This window comes from Treponema peruense (assembly GCF_016117655.1).
Taxonomy (GTDB): domain Bacteria; phylum Spirochaetota; class Spirochaetia; order Treponematales; family Treponemataceae; genus Treponema_D; species Treponema_D peruense.
In genome coordinates, this window is record NZ_CP064936.1 from 1,423,347 (window position 1) to 1,443,542 (window position 20,196).

17 protein-coding genes are annotated in these 20,196 nt (G+C 41.6%); 8 read left to right on the plus strand and 9 right to left on the minus strand.

Going from position 1 to position 20,196, the window contains the following annotated elements:
• Positions 1-2 precede the first annotated feature (2 nt).
• From IWA51_RS06575 to IWA51_RS06590, 4 genes are read right to left on the minus strand one after another with little or no spacing between them, the layout of a single operon-like run.
• Positions 3-884 (minus strand): hypothetical protein, encoded by an 882-nt coding sequence (locus IWA51_RS06575; RefSeq protein ID WP_198441846.1) that lies wholly within the window; start codon positions 882-884, stop codon positions 3-5.
• The gene (locus tag IWA51_RS06580) at positions 881-3,112 is read right to left on the minus strand and encodes a DUF7088 domain-containing protein (protein ID WP_198441847.1); all 2,232 of its coding nucleotides are present in this window, start codon (positions 3,110-3,112) and stop codon (positions 881-883) included. Before IWA51_RS06580 ends, IWA51_RS06575 begins: the two co-directional genes overlap by 4 nt.
• Positions 3,109-3,855 (minus strand): ABC transporter ATP-binding protein, encoded by a 747-nt coding sequence (locus tag IWA51_RS06585; protein ID WP_198441848.1) that lies wholly within the window; start codon positions 3,853-3,855, stop codon positions 3,109-3,111. Before IWA51_RS06585 ends, IWA51_RS06580 begins: the two co-directional genes overlap by 4 nt.
• Positions 3,845-4,771: a ribonuclease Z gene (locus IWA51_RS06590; protein WP_177528020.1), complete on the minus strand. Its 927-nt coding sequence runs from the start codon at positions 4,769-4,771 to the stop codon at positions 3,845-3,847. Before IWA51_RS06590 ends, IWA51_RS06585 begins: the two co-directional genes overlap by 11 nt.
• A gap of 155 nt (positions 4,772-4,926) precedes the next feature.
• Here IWA51_RS06590 and IWA51_RS06595 point away from each other — a divergent pair, with 155 nt between their 5' ends.
• The 6 genes from IWA51_RS06595 (at position 4,927) to IWA51_RS06620 (ending at position 10,047) form a co-directional block, all read left to right on the plus strand.
• A complete protein-coding gene (locus IWA51_RS06595; protein ID WP_177528021.1) occupies positions 4,927-5,934 on the plus strand; it encodes a GumC domain-containing protein in 1,008 nt (335 codons plus the stop codon).
• A gap of 50 nt (positions 5,935-5,984) precedes the next feature.
• The gene (gene rfbA, locus IWA51_RS06600) at positions 5,985-6,860 is read left to right on the plus strand and encodes a glucose-1-phosphate thymidylyltransferase RfbA (RefSeq protein ID WP_198441849.1); all 876 of its coding nucleotides are present in this window, start codon (positions 5,985-5,987) and stop codon (positions 6,858-6,860) included.
• Position 6,861: 1 nt separating this feature from the next.
• A complete protein-coding gene (gene rfbC, locus IWA51_RS06605; RefSeq protein WP_198441850.1) occupies positions 6,862-7,446 on the plus strand; it encodes a dTDP-4-dehydrorhamnose 3,5-epimerase in 585 nt (194 codons plus the stop codon).
• A gap of 10 nt (positions 7,447-7,456) precedes the next feature.
• A complete protein-coding gene (gene rfbD / locus IWA51_RS06610; RefSeq protein WP_198441851.1) occupies positions 7,457-8,416 on the plus strand; it encodes a dTDP-4-dehydrorhamnose reductase in 960 nt (319 codons plus the stop codon).
• 33 nt (positions 8,417-8,449) lie between these two features.
• Positions 8,450-9,574, plus strand: a complete 1,125-nt coding sequence (gene rfbB / locus IWA51_RS06615; protein WP_198441852.1) for a dTDP-glucose 4,6-dehydratase — start codon at positions 8,450-8,452, stop codon at positions 9,572-9,574.
• Positions 9,575-9,774: 200 nt separating this feature from the next.
• The gene (locus IWA51_RS06620) at positions 9,775-10,047 is read left to right on the plus strand and encodes a BrnA antitoxin family protein (protein ID WP_177528026.1); all 273 of its coding nucleotides are present in this window, start codon (positions 9,775-9,777) and stop codon (positions 10,045-10,047) included.
• 55 nt (positions 10,048-10,102) lie between these two features.
• On the opposite strand, the gene IWA51_RS06625 is transcribed toward IWA51_RS06620, so the two are convergent.
• The 5 genes from IWA51_RS06625 to IWA51_RS06645 form a co-directional block, all read right to left on the minus strand.
• Complete coding sequence (locus IWA51_RS06625) at positions 10,103-10,426, minus strand: PG0541 family transporter-associated protein (protein WP_198441853.1); 324 nt, start codon at positions 10,424-10,426, stop codon at positions 10,103-10,105.
• Positions 10,427-10,429: 3 nt separating this feature from the next.
• The gene (locus IWA51_RS06630) at positions 10,430-13,639 is read right to left on the minus strand and encodes an efflux RND transporter permease subunit (RefSeq protein ID WP_198441854.1); all 3,210 of its coding nucleotides are present in this window, start codon (positions 13,637-13,639) and stop codon (positions 10,430-10,432) included.
• 185 nt (positions 13,640-13,824) lie between these two features.
• Positions 13,825-14,772, minus strand: a complete 948-nt coding sequence (locus tag IWA51_RS06635) for an efflux RND transporter periplasmic adaptor subunit (protein ID WP_177528029.1) — start codon at positions 14,770-14,772, stop codon at positions 13,825-13,827.
• Positions 14,769-16,259, minus strand: a complete 1,491-nt coding sequence (locus tag IWA51_RS06640; protein ID WP_198441855.1) for a TolC family protein — start codon at positions 16,257-16,259, stop codon at positions 14,769-14,771. The genes IWA51_RS06635 and IWA51_RS06640 overlap by 4 nt, the downstream gene beginning before the upstream one ends.
• A 14-nt stretch (positions 16,260-16,273) precedes the next feature.
• Positions 16,274-17,506, minus strand: a complete 1,233-nt coding sequence (locus IWA51_RS06645) for a TetR/AcrR family transcriptional regulator (protein ID WP_198441856.1) — start codon at positions 17,504-17,506, stop codon at positions 16,274-16,276.
• Between the two features lie 209 nt (positions 17,507-17,715).
• Here IWA51_RS06645 and IWA51_RS06650 point away from each other — a divergent pair, with 209 nt between their 5' ends.
• Both IWA51_RS06650 and IWA51_RS06655 read left to right on the plus strand, forming a co-directional pair.
• Positions 17,716-18,900, plus strand: coding sequence for a nucleotide sugar dehydrogenase (locus IWA51_RS06650; protein WP_198441857.1), 1,185 nt, complete (start codon positions 17,716-17,718; stop codon positions 18,898-18,900).
• 5 nt (positions 18,901-18,905) lie between these two features.
• The gene (locus IWA51_RS06655; RefSeq protein WP_198441858.1) at positions 18,906-19,967 is read left to right on the plus strand and encodes a glycosyltransferase family 4 protein; all 1,062 of its coding nucleotides are present in this window, start codon (positions 18,906-18,908) and stop codon (positions 19,965-19,967) included.
• Positions 19,968-20,196 lie beyond the last annotated feature (229 nt).

Genomic DNA, 20,196 nt, shown 5'->3' on the forward strand with positions numbered 1-20,196 from the left:
ATTCAACGAAGCTCCAGAATTTTTGCACAAGTCCATGCGCTAACACTGTACCTGTAATTAAAGGATGAAAGCAGTTTTTTCATTTTCTCTGAGTCGGATGGATCTGCTGCAAAAACCGGAATGATTACAAACTCATCATTTTTGGGGTACACCGCAAGGGCTGCCGTTCTGCCGCTGTCGGAACGGACTTTTACAACTTCCTGCGGTTTGTTTGATTCACCGGGTGAAATAGCCAGAAGTTTTCCTCTTCTTAATTCAACGGATGTTCCGTCTTTTGCAGTATAGGTACCAAGACATTCAGGTATTATAAGAGGATCTGCCCAGAAGGAGGGGTCAGAAGAAAGATACAGTTCTATACCTGAATCTGCATCCCAGACTGTCTGTTCTTCCCAGGTTCTGAACGGAGTCCGGCGCGTAATAGGATCCATTGTTCCGAAATAAAGAGACGAAAAGATTTCTCCTTCAGGGCCGTAAAAACTGATGCTTCGGGCATTTTTTTCATCAAGTGCAAAAGACTTCCATACGCGGGCACTGTCTGATTTTTTATACATGCTCTGAACTTTTATAGCATAATCAATAAGATTCTGAACAGTTTTGGAATCTGCCGGCCACAAAAACATATCATTGGAGTCAGAATCTGTACCCGTCCATATTCCAGACTGCTTTGTCAAAGTAACAACGGACCTTATTCCATGCTCTGGGGTAGAAACCACGATTTTTGAAACTGTCTGCACGTATTTAGGATTCAAAAGAGCACTCTGCTGTGACTGTGGCCCCTTTTCTTTTTTTGCAAACGGAAGAAAAGAAAGCGCCAGTACAACCAAAAGTATGATGTCAAAAGAATAGAATAACAGAAGGGCTTTACCCCTGCTTAACTGTTTCATTTGTTGAACCTCCGTCTTTTAATAATGAATATAACTGCGGCTGCAATAATTACTGCAAGCGGTATAAGAACTGACGACGCAACTGCTTTTTTTGCCGTTTCTGCAAGATTTTCTGCAGGAATTTTATACAGTGTTTTGTTAAAACTGTTTTTGTTTTTAAGAGCTGCAAGCGCCTCTTCTGCATTCAGTTTAAGGACGCTGTCAGAAAGGAATTCAAGACTTCTCATGTCTACAACAGAAGACGAACTATACGCAATCATTCCTGAATGAAGCGCATACTGGTCTCCAAAAACAATAAGCGACGGCACACTGTCTCCGCGTTTTACGGCCTGTACAGCTACAGTAAACGAAGATTTGGGCTGGTCTTTTCCTGCCGCTTTTGCTGCAAAGAAAGGATTTGTTGTAAACGTCTGCGATTTTATGTCTTCCTGCCAGGACGCGTGTGAAGTGACAAGAAGCGGTGACAGACTGTACCCTTCCATTGCACCCGTTTCTGTATCCATAACTGAAGCTGACGGCCAGAAAAGTGTCATTCCGCGGGGAGCACAAGTCTGCGACAGAAGAACCGGCCACTGTGAGTAATTTACGTATTCTGTTCTGGACTCAGTGCCTGTTCCGCCTGCCCTGGTGTCACTTGTCATCGTGAGCCTGAAGTTTGAAACATCAGATGTTACGCTGTCCATAAGGTTTATTCCGAATATGCCGAGCATCTGCGAAAAATAACCGTTGTCCTGTGTAATCTGCCAGTCATTTTTTATGTCAACAGTATATGGCTGGACTGCCGCAAATGCCCTTCCGCCTTCAAGAACAAAATCGCGGAATGCATCACAGTCGCTTTCTGTTGCTTCTGATGCGCCAATAACTACAAGAGGAATATTGGGATAAGAAACAAAAGACGAAACATAAGCTGACGACATGGAAGGAAAAGCCGTTCTCAAAACAGAAAATCCCTGTGACTCAAGCCACGGAATTATATAGGAATAATCTTCATCAAGCGAAAGTCCGTTACCGCATGCAACCTGAACGATACGTACTTTTTCATCTGCGAGAGCCGAAATTCTTCCACCAAGATCATATTCCAGGGTATCTGTTCCCATAACAAACGGAATTATTTCTGTACGACCAAGGTAAGATAAGGTTACTGCCGAATATACAGTTTCAAAAGAAGTTCCGGTTTCTCCTGCAGTCTGAATAGTTCTTCCGGCAATTCCCGCGGACTCAAGCTTCTGTGCCGTACCGTTTTTTGACGGATTGTGTACAAGAAAAGAAATTTTCGGATTAAGCGAACAGTACGATGCAAGATAGTCTGTTACATCACGAACCTGCGGGTAAAGGGATGTAAGGCGCGGGCTTAAATAATAGTCTACAGAAAGAGGTTCAGTAACACGCGATACAAGGCTTTTACTGTATGCGCTTATGCTGAATTTCTTGGACGCTGTTGTATCTGTACGGAAGTAAACGCGGGGAGAAACTGCAAGAACAAGTACGAGACCTGCAAAAATAAGGTTGCGCTCTTTTTTGAAGAAAGGACTTGCGCCGCCCCTCCGTGATTCCTGCACGCAGACAGAAAACAGGTACAAAAGGCCCGAAACCGCCGCATAAAACAGAACGTCACGGCTGTCAATTATTCCTTTACCGAATGTGTCAAACCTCCATGCAAAGGAAATACTTCTTAAAAGCGAAGATGCAAACGAAGGAAGCCTTACGTAAAGAGGCAGAAGATGTGCATAGTTTGCGGCGGCAAGAAAGAGTGCGCAGACCGGAAAAGCCGCAGCCCCGCTTTTGAAAAACGAAAGCGTAAATACACAAAGGGAGACAGCGCAGATTAAATAAAGGCATATTCCGAGGTAACCGCAAAGAACCTGGGCACATTCCACGTCTCCGAAAAAAGATGCCGCTACAGGAATTGCACAGGACAGTACAAGCGGAACAGAAAGCACTGCAAGCACAGAAAGTATTCTTGCAAAAACAGGAGTCCATTCACCGTAAGGCAGTCCCAGGTCTTTGTTCCACGAAGGAAGAACCGCCGCAAGAGCCGGAACTGCAAGAACACAGGCCTTTGGTATGGAAGCAAAAAAAGCGCGCATATCTGTTGTTCCCGCAGAAGAAAAAAAACGTCCCGCGGCAAAAAAGTCAAAGGAAAAGTAAAGGCACGAGACTGCGCAGACAATGTATGAAAGCGGGTTTGAAAGCAGTGAAAATACATATCTTTTGAAAAGAGCTTTCATTCTTCAGAACCTCCGCCGGCATTTGTTCCACAAAGCTTCAGATAGGCTTCTTCCAGGGTTGAACAGCCACATGATGTAGAAATTTCTGCTGCAGTTCCCGAAGCAAGAACTGTTCCGGCTGAAAGAATGTATATTTTTGAACACAAACGTTCTGCTTCTTCTATTCTGTGCGTAGAAAGAATTACCGCATTTTTTTTTGCATAACAGGCAATCGTTTTTCTTACCGACGCAGCCTGGGCCGGGTCAAGTCCGCCTGAAAATTCATCCAGAATCAAAAGACGCGGATTATGGCACAAAGCCTTTGCAAGACTTACGCGCTGGCAGTAACCCTTTGACAGGGAAGATATCCGTTTTGAAAATACGTCACCGAGCGAACATTCTTCCGTAACTTTTTCTACAGACCGAACTGCTTCATCTTTTTCAAGACCGTACAACGCGGCTTCAAAAAACAGCGTTTCTTTTACGGTAAGAGAACGGTCCAACTGCGGCACTTCGGGAACAAAACCGGCAGTTTTTCTAATCTGAGCGGGTTCTGAAAGTCCGAATACAGACACAAAACCCGACGTTGGGTAATGAACACCTGACAATGCTTTAAGAAGAGTTGACTTCCCTGCCCCGTTCGGTCCGAGAATTCCTGTTACCGAACCCGTGTCCGCGCTGAAGTCAAGATTATCGCAGGCAGGACGTGTCTTTGCGGAATAGATTTTTGTAAATGAAGAAACGCAGATGCTCTCATTCAACATAGGGAATCTCGAATCTCATCCTGTCTTTTGTAAGTTCTGCGGCAGGATAAACTTTTTTTGCCTGTGAAAGAAGAGTTTCAAGTTCCCTGTCATTGTATCTTGGGCTGTAATGTATCATTGCAAAACGTTTTACTTTGGCATCTCTGGCAATTGTGGCAGACTGGCGTGCAGTCATATGTTTTTTTTCTTTTGCCTGGTCAGAACAGTCGTCGGCAAACATTCCTTCACAGATAAGAAGGTCGCTGCCCATAACTTCCTTTGCAATGGAAGGAAGATAAAGCGTGTCCGTAACAAAACTGAATTTGCGGCCACTGCGGTTTTTACCTACAACCTGTTCCGGCGAAACGGTTATCCCGTCTGCGTTGACAACAGATTCACCGTGCTGAAGCTTTCCCCAAAGCGGTCCCCTTGGAACATTGAGTTTTTGTGCCTGTTCCGGATTGAATTCACCGGGGCGGTCAAGTTCTTCGAGTGTATATCCTACACATGTCTTTGTATGCTCAAGGGGAAAAGCCCTTACGTAAAAGCCGTCACCGGAATAAACTGCACCTGGTTCTGTAATTTCTTTTACTATAATGGGATAATTGATGTACATATCCAAAACGCGGCGGCTTGTTTCTATATATTCTGCAATTTTTGGCGGACCGAATATGTAAAGGGGCTCCGTACGTTCAACCTGAGATGAAAGCATAAGAATTCCGGGAAGACCGGTTACGTGGTCTGCATGCGTGTGTGAAACAAAAATGGCATTTATTTTCTTCCATTTTAAGTTGAGCCGCCTTAAAGAAACCTGGGTTCCTTCACCACCGTCGAATAAAAACAAATCACCGTCCCTTCTCAAAAGAACCGATGTAAGATGTCTGTAAGGAAGAGGCATCATGCCGCCGCATCCGAGTACAAAAGCTTCCATATTCATATCTTTAAAGTATAACGCAAAACAGCCCTATTATGGAAGTAGCTGGCAAATGCACATATCTAAAGTAATATATATTCTACAAATGTAAAAAAATTGGCGCGCAAAACAGACTGTACCATTGAACATGACAGAAATTTCATTTATAATGAAACATTATGAATGAAGAGATACAGTCACAGAACACAACCGATGACGAAATCAGCCTGATTGACCTTTTTGCAGTTCTTCTGCACTACAAGCTGCTCATTATTATTACAACAGTTGCTGCAATGATTTTTGCGGTTACAATTTCGGTTATTTCACTTAAGCTTCCGGCAGAAAAATCCTTTTTACCGAATGAATACACGCCGAAAGCCCTGCTTCTTATAAATGACACAACCGGGGGCGGAGTGAGTTCTTCTATGTCAAGCCTTGCAAGCCTTGCGGGAATCAATCTTTCTTCTTCAGGCGGAGGAATTTCCTATTCAAGCCTTGCAACTTATCTTGCTGGAACAGATTCTTTTTTGGACTCGATTGTTGATGAATTTAACCTTATAAACAAGTGGAAAATCGAAAAACACGTAAGGACCGAAAGCCGTAAAGTCCTCAAGAAAAAGCTGGTTGCCAGTTTTGACGAAGACAGCGGTGTTTTTTCAATAAGTTTTACCGACATTGACCCGAACTTTGCATGCGAGGTCGTGGAATATGCTGTTTCCTACATGGAAAAAAGATTCCGTGAACTGGGCGTAGACAAAAATGAAATCAAAAAGGAAAACCTTGAAAAAAATATTACTTCCACCTATTCAGAAATTGAACGTCTGCGTTCACAGATAATGAATCTTGAAACAGAAGCACAGGGTTATTCAGGCTTTAATATTCCGTCAATTACAATGGAAACAACCAGAATTGAAATGGAAATTACCGCTCAGACAGAAGTTTACAAGCAGATGAAAACCCAGTATGAACTTCTTAAAGTAGAAATGCAGAGCGAAACACCCATTCTGCAGGTTCTCGAGCATGCATCCGTTCCCGACCAGAAATCTGGACCAAGCCGCGGTACACTGTGCATAATCATTACTTTTGCAGCAGCGTTTATTTCTGTGTTCCTGGCGTTCCTTTTGAATGCACTCAAAAACATAAGAAATGATCCTGAAGCAATGGCAAAACTCCGGTCTGGAAAATAACAGACACAGTAATCTTATTTTATACCTTTACCTTACATTGGAGAAATTTTATGAAAGGAATTATTCTTGCAGGTGGTTCTGGAACCCGTCTATACCCTATAACAAAGGCTGTTTCAAAGCAGATTCTTCCGCTTTATGACAAGCCCATGATTTACTACCCGATGAGCGTACTCATGCTTTCGGAGATAAAGGAAGTTCTTGTTATTTCTACCCCGCGCGACATTACGCTTTTCAAGGAACTTTTTGGTGACGGTTCATGGCTTGGAATGAAAATAGAATATGCTGTTCAGGATAAGCCGCGCGGACTTGCAGACGCATTTATTGTAGGTGAAAAATTCATCGGAAATAACAGCGTGGCTCTTGTTCTGGGAGACAATATTTTCTACGGCCAGTCTTTTACAAGCACACTCAAGTCTGCTGTAAAGAAAGTAAACACTGATGGCGGCGCCGTTATTTTCGGATATTTTGTAAAAGACCCGACTGCTTACGGTGTTGTTGAATTTGACAAAAACGGAACTGCACTCGGAATTGAAGAAAAGCCAGCAAAGCCAAAGTCAAATTACGCTGTTCCGGGACTTTATTTTTATGACAATTCGGTAATCAATATTGCAAAAAATGTTAAACCTTCTGCACGCGGTGAAATAGAAATTACTGCGGTAAACAATGCTTACCTTGACGAAAAAAAGCTTAAGGTAGAACTTATGGGACGCGGAATGGCTTGGCTTGACACGGGAACATACGACGGGCTTCTTGAAGCATCAAACTTTATTGCCACAATACAGAAGCGCCAGGGTATGTACGTAAGCTGCCTTGAAGAAATTGCATACAGAAACGGCTGGATAAACAAAGAACAGCTTCTGGAACTTGCAGCCGGTTACAAAACCAGTTACGGTGAATATCTTAAATTTATTGCGGAGCAGAACTAAAATGGCTTTTGAATTCAGAAAATGTTTTATTGAAGGACTTTACGAAGTACAGCCCAAAGTATTTGGTGACAACCGCGGTTACTTTTTTGAAGTATACAGCGAAAAGGATTTTTTTGAAGCAGGCCTTTGCATGAAATTCGTGCAAGACAACCAGTCTTCAAGTTCCAAAGGTGTTCTGAGAGGACTTCACTTTCAGACAAAACATCCGCAGGGAAAATTAGTGCGCGCAGTTGAAGGCAAGGTTTATGATGTTGCTGTAGATCTCAGAAACGGTTCACCGACTTTTGGAAAATATTACGGTGTCGTACTCGATGCAGAAAAGCAGAACCAGTTCTATATTCCTGAAGGATTCGCGCACGGTTTTTATGTTTTGAGTGAACATGCAGTGTTTGCATACAAGTGCACGGACTTTTACCATCCAGAAGATGAAGGCGGAATAATGTGGAACGATGCCACTGTTGGAATTGAATGGGACAAGATTGCACCGGGACTGGAACCGCTTCTTTCTGAAAAAGACAAGAAACATCCTTCATTCAATACAAGTGAAAAATATTTTGATTTGAACGCAAAATGGATTGGCAAATAAGAGGTTTACTATGATTTGGCTTATCGGAAGCAAAGGTATGCTCGGAAGCGAAATAGCCCGACAGCTTACCGAAAAACATATTTCCTGGGTGGGAAGTGACCGCGATGTAGATATAAGCGACCCCCAGGCTCTGCTGAACTTTGCAGACAGTCACGACACTTCTGCCGGTTGCACCGGACGCACTGCAAGCAACGGAAAGGTTCCTGAAAAAATTACATGGGTAATCAACTGTGCAGCCTACACTGCCGTAGACAAGGCAGAATCAGATGCGGAACTTGCAAAAATTCTTAACGAAGACGGTCCGCGCAATATTGCCCGTGCCACAAGAAAAATCGGTGCAAAGCTTATCCACATTTCTACTGACTACGTGTTTGACGGAACAGGTTCTGTTCCATATACAGAAACTATGGAAAAAAAGCCTCTGGGCGTGTACGGTGTTACAAAAGCTGCAGGTGAAGATGCTGTAGAAAAGGAAATGACGCAGTATTATATTCTAAGAACAGCGTGGCTTTACGGGTTTGACGGCAAAAACTTTGTCTACACAATGACAAAACTTATGAATGACCGCGATGCCCTTAATGTAGTTTCTGACCAGAAGGGAACTCCGACATGCGCTATGGATCTTGCTGCAGCTATCATTAAAATAATAGAAACTTCTGACAAAGCACCGGGACTTTTTGGAAAAAAATCTGCAATTCCGTATGGAGTGTATCATTTTACAAACCTGGGCGAAACTACGTGGTTCGAATTTGCACGCAGAATTTATGAACTTGGAAAAAGATTCGGACGCATTCAGTCTGACTGTTCAGTTAACCCCTGCACTACAGAAGAATACCCGACTCCGGCAAAACGCCCGGCATATTCTGTTCTTGACAAAAGCAAAATTCAGAATGCACTCAGGATAAAGATTCCGTCATGGGAAGAAAGCCTTGAGAAATTCATCAAAAGCCCGCGCTTTGAAATAAAGTAAGGCTCTAAAATAAACTGTTCTTTGGAGGAATTTATGTCTGACAGAAAACTTAAGAATATACTTGTTACAGGTGGATGCGGATTTATCGGAAGCAATTTCATTAACTATATGTTCGGCCAGAGTGCTACCGGCAGCAGGGAATTTATGGATTCAGGATTTGACGGACGCATCGTTAACGTTGACTGCCTTACATACGCAGGAAATCCAGATAATCTTTCAGGTGTGCAAAAGGCATTCGGCGGAACAAGATATTTCTTTGAAAAAGCCGACATCTGTGACAGAAGTGCCATTGAGCGCATCTTCAAACAGTATGATATAGACACCGTAATTCATTTTGCGGCAGAAAGCCATGTTGACCGTTCAATTCTGGGACCTGAAGCATTTATTAAAACCAACATTATGGGAACATATACACTTCTGGATGTTGCCAGAAAATTCTGGAACGTGTCTTTGGACAACCAGCGTGACGATGTTCTTTTTCACCATATTTCTACTGATGAAGTTTACGGTTCCCTCGGAGAAACTGGATATTTTACAGAAACAACTCCTTATGATCCGCGCTCACCGTATTCGGCAAGCAAGGCTTCCAGTGATCATATTGTTATGGCATACTACCACACTTACGGACTTCCTATTACGCTTTCTAACTGTACAAACAATTACGGTCCGTACCAGTTCCCCGAAAAGCTTATTCCGCTTATGATTCTGAACATGCAGGAAGGAAAGAATCTTCCTGTTTACGGTGAAGGCAAGAATATACGCGACTGGATTTATGTAGAAGATCACAACCGCGCTGTCTGGCAGATTGTCAAAGACGGAATTACAGGTCAGAAATACAATATCGGTGGCGAAAACGAATGGCAGAACATTAAGCTTTTGGACAAACTCATTGAGCTTACAGCCAAAGAAGCAGGCCTTAACGCTGATGATGTAAGAAAAACAATTGTTCATGTAAAGGACAGACCCGGCCACGATGCAAGATATGCAATTGACTGCGCAAAGATAAAGAAAGAACTCGGTTGGGAAAGAAAAATGACTTTTGAAGAAGGCCTTACCCTTACCGTAAAATGGTATCTTTCACATAAGGAATGGATTGAACGCGTTCAGTCCGGGGAATACCTTAAGTGGATTGACAGCAATTACGCAGGAAGAAAATAATTAATAAATTCTGACTGACAAAACAAATAGGCTTCCCCGCAGGGAAGCCTATTTGTTTTGTTGTAAATATTTATTTGACAGATGGAACGGTGTTGGTTGCCTAAATGGTCTATTGGTTCTTGTTACGACCTTTACAGAAAGAGAGCGAATAATAATTATCTCAGTTCAAAAAGCAGACAATAACTTAAAGGAAGTTTATTATGATTACATCAAAAAAATTAACGGCTGAACGAATTGCAGAAATTGAAAAGACCCCAATAGTATACGATGAGGATTCTCCTGAATTTTCAAAAGAAGAATTACAGGAATTTGTTCCATACCATAAAGAATATTTTGATATTACTCCAAAAAAAATTTTAATATCCATAAAACTTGATGCCGATCTTTTGGCAATGATGAAAGCAACAGGAAAAGGATACCAGACCCGCATCAATAAATGCCTTCGTGAAGCAGTAATATCAGGAAAATTCTGACTGACAAAACAAACAAACAAGGGGTTGTATCACTTTTGAGACAGCCCCCTTGTTATTACACTTCTGTTCCGCGGCCGATGAAACAGGCGATTCCTTCTGTTATGAAAAGTTTTCTTAACTTTACTACAATATCCTGAATCTTTTTTGCCTCGTCGTCGTCACAGTATATTATGTACATTAAGTTGAGCTGTGGCCAGACTGCATCTCCAAGATGAGGATTACTGTAGCCGGCGCCCATTACCGGCGAAATTTTTGTGTAACGTTTTGCAACACCTGCGTTTTTGAATTCCTCATTAAAGTCTTCCTCCAGCGCCTGCGAGCAGATAATTTCTATGCGAACAAGATTTTTTGAACTTGAATCATTTACATTTTCCTGCATAACCTACTCCGTTTTCTGTGAATGAGCCTTGTCATAGGCTTCTATCTTTCTCTGGTCAGCTTCTGCTTTCTTTGCAGCCTTCTTCTGTGCACTCTTCATGCGGCGTGAATTTACTATGCAGTAAATAGCGGGCATAAGAAAAAGTGTCATAAAGGAACCGAACGTCATTCCGCCAAAAACCGTAAGGCTTATGGGCTGCATCATTGACGAACCTTCACCCGGGAAGAAAGCCATTGGTGCAAGGGAAATAACTGTTGTAAGCGTACTCATAAGAATCGGGCGCAATCTGTTTCTTGCGGCTTCAACACACGCTTCTTCGAGATTGTAGCCTCTCTTTCTTAAAAGATTCGTGTAGTCAACCAGAACAATTCCGTTATTGACTATTGTTCCGACAAGAACAAGCATTCCCATTACGGTAATAATGTTAAGCTGTTCACCGGTAATTGCATAAATTGCTATAACACCGATGAACGAAAGCGGTATTGTAAGAATAACAATAAATGGATCTACAAGAGATTCAAACTGACTTGCCATGACAACAAATACGAGTGCCGCCGCCATAAGGATAATTAGCGAAAAGTTAGAAACGGCATCAATCATATCTTCATAGTCACCGCTGAATGAAATTGTAACTCCTTCATCCTTAGGAATATTGTCATTTATAAGTTTCATTACCTGCGACTGAACTTTATCAAGCGAAAGACCCGAAACAGGTTTTGCAGTAACATGGGCAATACGCGCTTGGTCTTCACGCAAAATAGAAACCGGAGCAAGATTTTCTTCATAACGTGCAAAGCTTGAAAGCGGAATGCGCTGTCCCTGTGCGTTAACGACAGAAATCTGGTCAAGGTCTGCCAGTTTGTTTTTGTCCTTTTCGGAAAGACGGACTATTACATCGATGTCATCGCCTTTTTCTGTATAGCGGCTGGCAGTTGTTCCGTTAATGGCCGCGTTGATTTCTGCACCAACGTTGTAAATATTCAGTCCAAGTTCATACATTCTTTCGCGGTCAACAATAATTTCGGCCTGCGGAAGTCCGCTTTCTATATCACTTGAAGCTTCTGTTACGACATCCTGGCCTTTTGTTTTCAAGACTTCTTCTATCTGGGCAGCCGTTGAGCGTACAAGATCAAGATCATCACTGCGGATATTAATGCTTAGTCCGCCGCTGGAAGCACTGTTCATATTGCTTCCAAAACTGAGCGTTGCGCCAGGGAACGAATTAAAGTATTTTCTGAGTTTTGCCTTTGCAGACTTTTCGTTATCCCAGCCTTCCTGTCTTTCTTCTGAAGAATAAAGAGAGAATGTAATTGAACCCTGGTTTGTGTCAGAACTTGAAGAGAACAGGCCGCCGCCACCGACAGTAACCGAAGTATACTTAACACCTTTAAGTTCCTGTCCTGCAATCTGCTCCATTTCGCGTACGGTTTCTTCTGTAATTTCAAGAGGTGTTCCCTTCGGAAGTTCAAAGTTCAGTGTAACAGAATTCGATGCTGATTCCGGCATAAAAATAAAGCCGATAAATTTTATTGAGAAAACCGAAACTACAAACAAAACAACCAGCGTAAGAATAAACGGCTTTTTGTGCCTGAGCACGAACTTAACGCCGCGTGCATAAGCATTGTCCAGATTATAGAAGAACTTATTGAATGCACGGTTAATTCCGTAAGCAAAGCCTTTCTTTCCGTCGTCAACAATTTTATCTATAGGAAGATATGTTGAACACAAAACAGGAACAAGTGCAATGGCAACAACCAGAGAACAAAGCAGAGAGAAAATAATTGTATAAGCAAGGTTATTGAACAGCTGTCCCATCATGCCCAGTTTTTTCTGGAACAAAAGCATAGGAAGGAAGATACAGACTGATGTCAGCGTACTTGAAGTGATAGATGAAATCATTTCCTGCGAGCCAAGAATTGCAGCAACCTTGGGCTTTGCATCGCGCTGTCTGTAAGAATAAATATTTTCAAGAACAACAATTGAGTTGTCAACAAGCATTCCTATTCCAAGAAGAAGACCTGCCATAGAAATTATGTTGATTGAAATTCCCTTGAAGTACATGAGCATAAGGGTTATGAAAACCGAAATCGGAATTGAAAGTCCGATAATAAACGTACTCTTGAGGGATCTTAGGAATATGAACAGAACAGCAACTGCAAGAAGCGCACCCTGAATAACGGATGTTACAACTTCAGAAATTGTCTGTTCAATAATGTCAGTAGTATTGTTTGTTTCTATAATCTGAATATCACCCGGAAGTTCTTTGCGGATTTTATCAATAGCCTTGCGTGCATTTTTTGCAGCAGTTACAGAATTCTTTCCGCTCTGTTTCTGAATATTGAGCATAACACTCGGCTGTCCGTTAAGATAAGCAAGAGTACTCTGGTCTTTGTAGCCTTCATAGACGTCCGCTATGTCCCGAAGGCGCACTGTAAGAAGAGCCGGTACGCTGAATCCGTCAGAAGCCGCGGCTTTGTAAGTAATTACAGTATTTTTAATATCTTCAAGGCTCTTGTACTTGCCGTTTGTTTTTATCGTATAGTTTGTGTCGCCGCTTGTAATTACACCGCCCGAACTCTGAATATTCTGAGCACCAATCATCTGTGCAACAGTAGAAATTGAAAGTCCGTAAGCTTCAAGTCTGTCACGCGGAATATCAACATTGATTGACTTTTCGCGGCCGCCTATTACGTTTGCAGAAGCAACACCGTCTACCTGTTCCAGTTTTGGCTGGACAACATCTTCTGCAAATTTTCTGAGTTCCTCCGGAGTACGCTCACCCTGAACACTGAGCATCATGATAGGCATCATGGAAGGATCCATTTTAATGGTAATAGGCGCTTCTGCATCATCAGGAAGATAACCGCGCACAAGATCTATTTTGTCCCTTATCTCGTTGGAAGCACTGTCCAGGTTTGTTCCGTAATCAAATTCAAGAAAGACAAGGCTTAAACCGGAATGAGACTGTGACTGCATTGTTTTGAGTCCGCTCAGTCCCGAAAGAGTGCTTTCCATTGTTCTTGTAACACTCTGCTCTACTTCTTCAGGACCGGCGTTTCTGTAATTTGTATAAACAACCATGTACGGAAGCGTCATGTCAGGAAACATATCAACCGGAAGACTGAACGTACAGAATATTCCGAGTGCGATCATTATAATAAACGTAAGCAAAGTCGTTGTAGGCTTATTTACGCATTTTTCAGAAAAAGTCATTTATTCTCCTTAAAAAAGTCATGAGTAAATCTTCAGATTTAGGAATGACTTTTTTTGTACATTCGCAACAAAGTGAGAATGTACAGTTAATAAGAACGTTTGCAAAGCGAACGTTAAGTTAAAAAAGCCGACGCCATTTCGGCGGATTTTTTATACTCTCCTGTAAAAAAGTCATGAGTAAATCTTCAAAGACTGTCAGAAACAGAAATTATATTTACGGTAGAGCCGTCATTGAGAAGGCCCTGTCCTTTAACGACAATTTCGTCTCCGGCAGTAATTCCGGAAATTACTTCTGTGCGGCCGTCAACAGAAATTCCGCGCGTAATTTCTGATATCCTAACAGTAGGTTTTTCTGATTCTGATACTGCAGGTACAATTATAAATACATTGTCTTTTGCGTTACGTGTAACAACAGATGCTTCAGGAATTACAATTGCATTTTTGCGGGTATTTGTAACAAGCCTTACGCGCGCATACATTCCCACGCGTATTCTGGGGTCTGCAGGTTCAACACGGAGTTTTATTGCCATGGTTCTTGTTGTAGTATCAAGTACAGGGCTTACTTCAAAAACCTTTGCAGTAAAGGAAACACCCGGGTAAGCATCGAATGTAACGACTGCAGTCTGACCGTCTGATATGCGGCTTATGAAACGCTCGGCAACATTTACTTTTATCTGAAGTTCGTCAGTGTCTGCAATCTTTGCAATTGACATGGACTGCGATACCATTGTTCCTACCGTAGGAGCAAAAGACGTAATCCTTCCGGAAATCGGTGCCTTGACCGGACTTGCGCTGTAGTTCATTCCTGGACGGCTTGCATCTACGTAAGCGATGATCTGGTCTTTCTGAACCATATCTCCTACAGAAACAAGAATCCTTGCAATTTTTCCGGCCATGTCAGGCAGAACGTCTACTGATGAAACAGAAGAAACATCACCGCCGAATTCAAGATATTCATCAAGACTTCCTTCCGAAGTTTTATAAGTGTTTACGGCAAACATTGTTTCTGTTTCTTCTGCTGCTGCAGGGGCTGCCTGTTTTTGTTTGCATGATACGGCCGAAGCACAGAAGATTATTCCGGCTGCACTTAATACGGTAATCAAAGCCGCATTTTTTTTATCAGAGTATTTCATTTATTGCCTCCCTCATTTTTTGCGGATGTCAAATTTATGTTAAGCGTTTTCTCAAGATCAAGAAGCGCGCTTATATAATTGAATTTCTGGTTTGCAAGTCCCAGTTTTGCCTGGTCAAGCTGTGACTCTGCATCCCTAACGTCAAGAAGTTCTGTTGTTCCGTTTCTGTAGGAACGCATTGTCATTTCGTACGAACGCTGGGCAAGTTTGATATTGCGTCCCATTGCGTCTATCTGCTGTCTGGCCTGTGTAAGAGTGTCAACGGCTTTTCTTACTTCCACCTTCTGATTTTCTACAGCCATCTCGCGGCTGAGTTCAAGTTTTTTAATATTGGACTCAATATTCTTTGCATTTTGTCTGTTTGACGACCACGGCAGAAGATTTGTAAGATTCCACGCAAGTGTTATAGAAAAAGAATTGCTGTCATTCCAGTTGTCTGCATCTGTGTATCTGTCAAAGTCCAGTCCGTAAATAAGTGCAGGCTGAAGCGAATAGTTCAGTGCAAGTGCCGGTGTATACGAACTCAAATTTATTGCAGAAAGATTGTCTTTTAACGAACTGATTGTTGCGTCAAGGTTTTTTATATCAAGGCTTGAAGCTGAATATTTTTGGATAAGTGTGTCTACATCCACATCAACGTATTCAGGCTCAATGCTTCCGTCAAGGACTATGTTTGTTCCTACGGGAAGTCCTATGATAAACGCAAAGGTGTCCAGCTGCTGCCTTAAAAGACGGTCGGCCTGTTCTACTTCGGGACGCTTGTTTTCGTAGGAGACCTGAGCCTGAAGCATTGACAGTTCGGGAACAAGACCGTTTTTGAAATTTGTTTCTGTCTGGACAGCGCGCAGTCTTGCATTTTCCAAAGAAGCCTTTTGTATGCGGATATTTTCCTGCTGCAATAGAAGCCCGTAAAATAATTTTCTTACATTGACTTCAGTTTCACGCACTGACTTTTCGTAAGTGATTTTTCCGCCTTCGTAGTCTGCCTTTGCCGCTTTTATCTGGCCAATGTAAGCAAGACTTAAGTTCCAGCTTACACCAAGGTTTCCTACTGTTGTCCAGTGGCCGCTTTCAGTGTCTTCGTAACCCATTCCGCCAAGAATCTGGTTGTACAAGGCTGCCTGATCACCAACAGAAAGAGGGCGGCTTCCTTCTTTTTCCAAAGCATTTTCCAAAGCACCGACTCTTGCAGAAAGAAGTGCGCTCTGTGCTGCGGCTTCCATAGAAGAATAGCTTGAAGTTCCTGAACGCGACAAGGTTCCGCTTGCCTGAACAGTTGGCAGAAGAACATTCCACGCATTGTCGCCTGCACGTTTTTTTATTTCAAGATCTATTGCGGAACTTTTTATTGAAAGACTGTTTTCAAGTGCATATGCCACGGCAGAATCTTCTGTAAGAGTTACAGTCTGTTCATCTTTGTCTGACTGAGCCTGGCACAAACAAACTGCAGCTGCAAACAGAGCCGCCGTTAAAATACATTTTTTCATTTTAACCCCCTATTTTATTTAATCTCACCAATTATATCTGTATTAAAATTACTATTTCTGGATTCAACACCGCCACAGACAAGGGAAAACAAAATCCTTAAAATACCGCACATCGTTTCTTTTGAAAACCTGTGTATGCGCCCCTGCACAACAACAAAAACCGGCATGGAAAAAAGCCACGGAATATAAAAAGGCGACATATCAGAACATACAACTTTTCTGTTTTTTTCTATTAATCTGGAAAGCCTGACCAGATTTTCAACTCCCTCACAAATATGACCTTCAGGAAATATTTTTATATTCTGAAGCTGAATCCACTTGAATACATCAAGGGTTTCTGGGCGTGCAATAAGATATTCCAGACAGGTTTTCAAAAGAACATATATTTTTTCCTGCGGCTCATTTACAAAAGACAAATTGCGGTTAACAAAAGAAATCATAGAACCCATTTCATTGCGGATAAGCGTAATAATCATTTCAGATTTATTGCTGAACCATGTATACAGGCTGCTTTTTGCCATTCCAAGTTCCTGTGCAATTGCTTCTACTGTCACTCCAGTAAATCCATTTTTTGCAATAACACCGGACAAAGCCTTTAATATTCTGTCTACCGGTGCAAGACCGCCAATATCTTTTATACAAAGTTCATCAAGTTCGACAAGTCTTTTTTCATCCGATGGAATAAACCCTGCGCCCCTGTATACAAGATCTGCAAGCCCTGAAGAAAATGAACGGTCATCCTGCGAACACGAATTAACACGTCCACCTTTTCTGCCAAGAATAAAAGGCACAAAGGTTGTGCAGACAAAAATGCATGTAATGTATTTGGGCATGCTTTTGATGAAACAGTCTGCGCCGATAACATCATCGAGTCCTTCTACACCATGCCGCTTGAATTCCAAGAGAAGTGTGTCTACAGAAATGCAGGGCGAACTCATTATAAAAAATGACAGGAATTCAATATGCGATACAAAAAATTCTGCAATTGCCGCCATTGATTCCCTTGAAAGAAGGTCGGGATCTTTTTTTCTGAGGGCTGCCAGTTCGGCCTGGGTTGTGTCATAAATATAGTCAGACATTGCGCGTTCAAGATCTTCCCTGCCCGAAAAATGTTTGTAAATTGCAGCCTTTGTTATTCCCACACGTGCAGCTATTTTTGACAGGGACACTTTTTCCATAGACGGATTTTTATAAAATGAGAAAGCTGCTAGAATAATTTTTTCTTTTGTGTCTGTCTTTTTTGACATAAAAAAATACCGTCCGAAAGCAACCGAAGTCACCGGAAAATTACTTTAAGGTTACCGATTGTTCGGAAACCTTAAAATCAATATAAATATTACGTCACTTCAAGTCAATAGAATATGAAAAAAAAATGTTGACAGCAATGTCAGTAAGCTAATGGTTCAAGATTGAAAAAAAAGCCTTTATGTACTATTCTATGTGCATGGAGGCTTTTATGAAAATCGCAGTCGCCGGAACAGGATACGTCGGACTTTCAAACGCAATACTTCTTGCACAGAACAATACTGTTTTTGCAGTAGACATAATCAAAGAAAAAGTTGAATTAATCAATTCAAAAAAATCACCAATAGCAGACAAAGAAATAGAAGAATACCTTTCAGAAAAAAAACTTGACCTTACTGCCCTTACCGACGGAAAGGCTGCATACAAACAGGCAGATTTCGTAATTATTTCCACACCCACAAACTACGACCACGAAAAAAATTATTTTGACACTTCTTCTGTAGAAGCAGTTCTCAAAGAAGTGATTGAATGCGGTTCAAAAGCAACTGTCGTAATAAAATCAACAGTCCCTGTCGGATACACAGAAAAACTCATTAAAGCAACCGGATACAAAAGCATTCTCTTTTCACCGGAATTTCTGCGCGAAGGACATGCTCTTTACGACAATCTTTACCCGTCACGCATAGTTGTAAGTTATTCAAAAGATGATGAAAAAATGAAAGAAAAAGCAAAGATATTTGCCGGTCTTCTGCAGTCAGGTGCAATCAAAAAAGAAATACAGGTTCTTTACCCTCACTGCACTGAAGCCGAAGCAATAAAGCTTTTTGCAAACACATACTTGGCGTTAAGGGTCGCATACTTCAACGAACTTGACACCTATGCCGAAACACGCGGACTTGACACAAAGTCCATCATAGAAGGTGTAAGCCTTGACCCACGAATAGGAAACTTCTACAATAACCCGTCGTTCGGTTACGGCGGATACTGCCTGCCAAAAGACACAAAACAGCTTCTTGCAAATTACAGTGATGTTCCGCAGAATCTTATACAGGCAATCGTAGACTCAAATATAACCAGAAAAGATTTCATTGCTTCACAGGTAATTGCAAAAAAACCGTCCACAGTCGGAATCTACAGGCTTACAATGAAGGCAAACAGCGACAACTTCAGACAGAGTTCAATTCAGGGTGTAATGAAAAGAATAAAGGCACGCGGTATTCCTGTTATAGTTTACGAACCCACATGCAAAGAAGACACATTCTTCAATTCAAAAATTGAACGCAGCCTGGACGCTTTCAAAAAAACATGCGACGTTATTATTGCAAACAGAATGACAGAAGATCTGCTTGATGTAAAAGACAAAGTTTACACACGCGACCTCTACAGCAGGGACTGAATGGAATGAACAGAATTTTAATCAACGGAAACTTTCTGTGCCGCAATCTTACCGGAATAGAACGCTTTGCATGGGAAGTTCTTGCAAGAATGGATAAGTGTATAAAAGACGAAGATATTTCCATTTATATTCCAGCAAATGCAAAAGTTTTCCCTGAATACAAAAATATTCACATTGTGATTTCAGAAAAACAGATTCGCTCTTTTCCTCTCTGGGACCTTTTTTATTTTAAGGGTGCATGCAAAAAACTTAAGGCAATCGGGCTTAATTTTTCAAACACGGCTCCGTTGGGCAAATACTGCGGCTTTGCATTTTTACATGATATTTACGCAAAGGACTATCCGAAAGATTTTGCCGGTTTTAAAGACAAACTCATTAAAATTTACTGCAGGCTCAACTACAGGAACATTGCAAAAAATGCAAAAAAAGTTCTGACAGTTTCAGAATTCAGCGCCGCAAGAATAAAAAAAGCTTACAAGGTTCCGGATGAAAAAATTAAAATTATTCCAAACGGCTGGGAACATTTCAAAGACATAATTCCTGACGGAACAGTATTTGAAAAATTCCCTTCGCTTAAAAAAGGCAGCTATTATTTTACACTGGGCAGCCTTTCCAAAAGAAAAAATCTCAGGTGGATTGCTGAATATGCAAAAGAACATCCCGAAGAACATTTTGCAGTTTCGGGTAAAGCAATATCGGGTCTTGTTCCGCCTGAACTAAAAGACCTCCAGACACTCAAAAACGTTACACTTCTGGGATACGTTTCTGACGCGCAGGTAAAATGCCTTATGCAGAATGCCGCGGCTTTTATTTTCCCGTCATACTACGAAGGCTTCGGAATTCCGCCTCTTGAAGCCCTTTGCTGCGGAACTCCAGCTGTAATTTCAAAATCTGCAAGTCTTCCCGGAATTTACGGAACAGCAGCCCATTATATAGACGCAGACAGCACTAACTGCAGCATTTCTGATCTTCTAAAAGAACCGGTATCTTCACCTGATGAAGTTCTTGAAACTTACACTTATGAAAATGCAGCAAAAAAACTGCTTGACATTTTACAATCTTGTTAAGATGTTAAAAATGTGTTAAAATAATTTAATATCGTCCTTAAAATACGTTCGTTAAAATTGAACGATTGAGCAAGTATCAACTTGCGATTGAGTTCAATTAGTGCGCTTGAGCGCACACGTAAATAAAACCAGTTGCGTAGCAACTGAAGTTTTCAGGAACGATGGAATCTCCAGCGTTCCTGAAATACGTTCGTAAAAAAAAGACCGCCAATTACACTGGTCTGAATCA

Excerpts from the sequence above, each read along its gene's own strand:
- IWA51_RS06575 (WP_198441846.1), bottom strand. The coding sequence starts at position 884 with ATGAAACAGTTAAGCAGGGGTAAAGCCCTTCTGTTATTCTATTCTTTT.
- IWA51_RS06580 (WP_198441847.1), bottom strand. The coding sequence starts at position 3,112 with ATGAAAGCTCTTTTCAAAAGATATGTATTTTCACTGCTTTCAAACCCG.
- IWA51_RS06585 (WP_198441848.1), bottom strand. The coding sequence starts at position 3,855 with ATGTTGAATGAGAGCATCTGCGTTTCTTCATTTACAAAAATCTATTCC.
- IWA51_RS06590 (WP_177528020.1), bottom strand. The coding sequence starts at position 4,771 with ATGAATATGGAAGCTTTTGTACTCGGATGCGGCGGCATGATGCCTCTT.
- IWA51_RS06595 (WP_177528021.1), top strand. The coding sequence starts at position 4,927 with ATGAATGAAGAGATACAGTCACAGAACACAACCGATGACGAAATCAGC.
- rfbA (WP_198441849.1), top strand. The coding sequence starts at position 5,985 with ATGAAAGGAATTATTCTTGCAGGTGGTTCTGGAACCCGTCTATACCCT.
- rfbC (WP_198441850.1), top strand. The coding sequence starts at position 6,862 with ATGGCTTTTGAATTCAGAAAATGTTTTATTGAAGGACTTTACGAAGTA.
- rfbD (WP_198441851.1), top strand. The coding sequence starts at position 7,457 with ATGATTTGGCTTATCGGAAGCAAAGGTATGCTCGGAAGCGAAATAGCC.
- rfbB (WP_198441852.1), top strand. The coding sequence starts at position 8,450 with ATGTCTGACAGAAAACTTAAGAATATACTTGTTACAGGTGGATGCGGA.
- IWA51_RS06620 (WP_177528026.1), top strand. The coding sequence starts at position 9,775 with ATGATTACATCAAAAAAATTAACGGCTGAACGAATTGCAGAAATTGAA.
- IWA51_RS06625 (WP_198441853.1), bottom strand. The coding sequence starts at position 10,426 with ATGCAGGAAAATGTAAATGATTCAAGTTCAAAAAATCTTGTTCGCATA.
- IWA51_RS06630 (WP_198441854.1), bottom strand. The coding sequence starts at position 13,639 with ATGACTTTTTCTGAAAAATGCGTAAATAAGCCTACAACGACTTTGCTT.
- IWA51_RS06635 (WP_177528029.1), bottom strand. The coding sequence starts at position 14,772 with ATGAAATACTCTGATAAAAAAAATGCGGCTTTGATTACCGTATTAAGT.
- IWA51_RS06640 (WP_198441855.1), bottom strand. The coding sequence starts at position 16,259 with ATGAAAAAATGTATTTTAACGGCGGCTCTGTTTGCAGCTGCAGTTTGT.
- IWA51_RS06645 (WP_198441856.1), bottom strand. The coding sequence starts at position 17,506 with ATGTCAAAAAAGACAGACACAAAAGAAAAAATTATTCTAGCAGCTTTC.
- IWA51_RS06650 (WP_198441857.1), top strand. The coding sequence starts at position 17,716 with ATGAAAATCGCAGTCGCCGGAACAGGATACGTCGGACTTTCAAACGCA.
- IWA51_RS06655 (WP_198441858.1), top strand. The coding sequence starts at position 18,906 with ATGAACAGAATTTTAATCAACGGAAACTTTCTGTGCCGCAATCTTACC.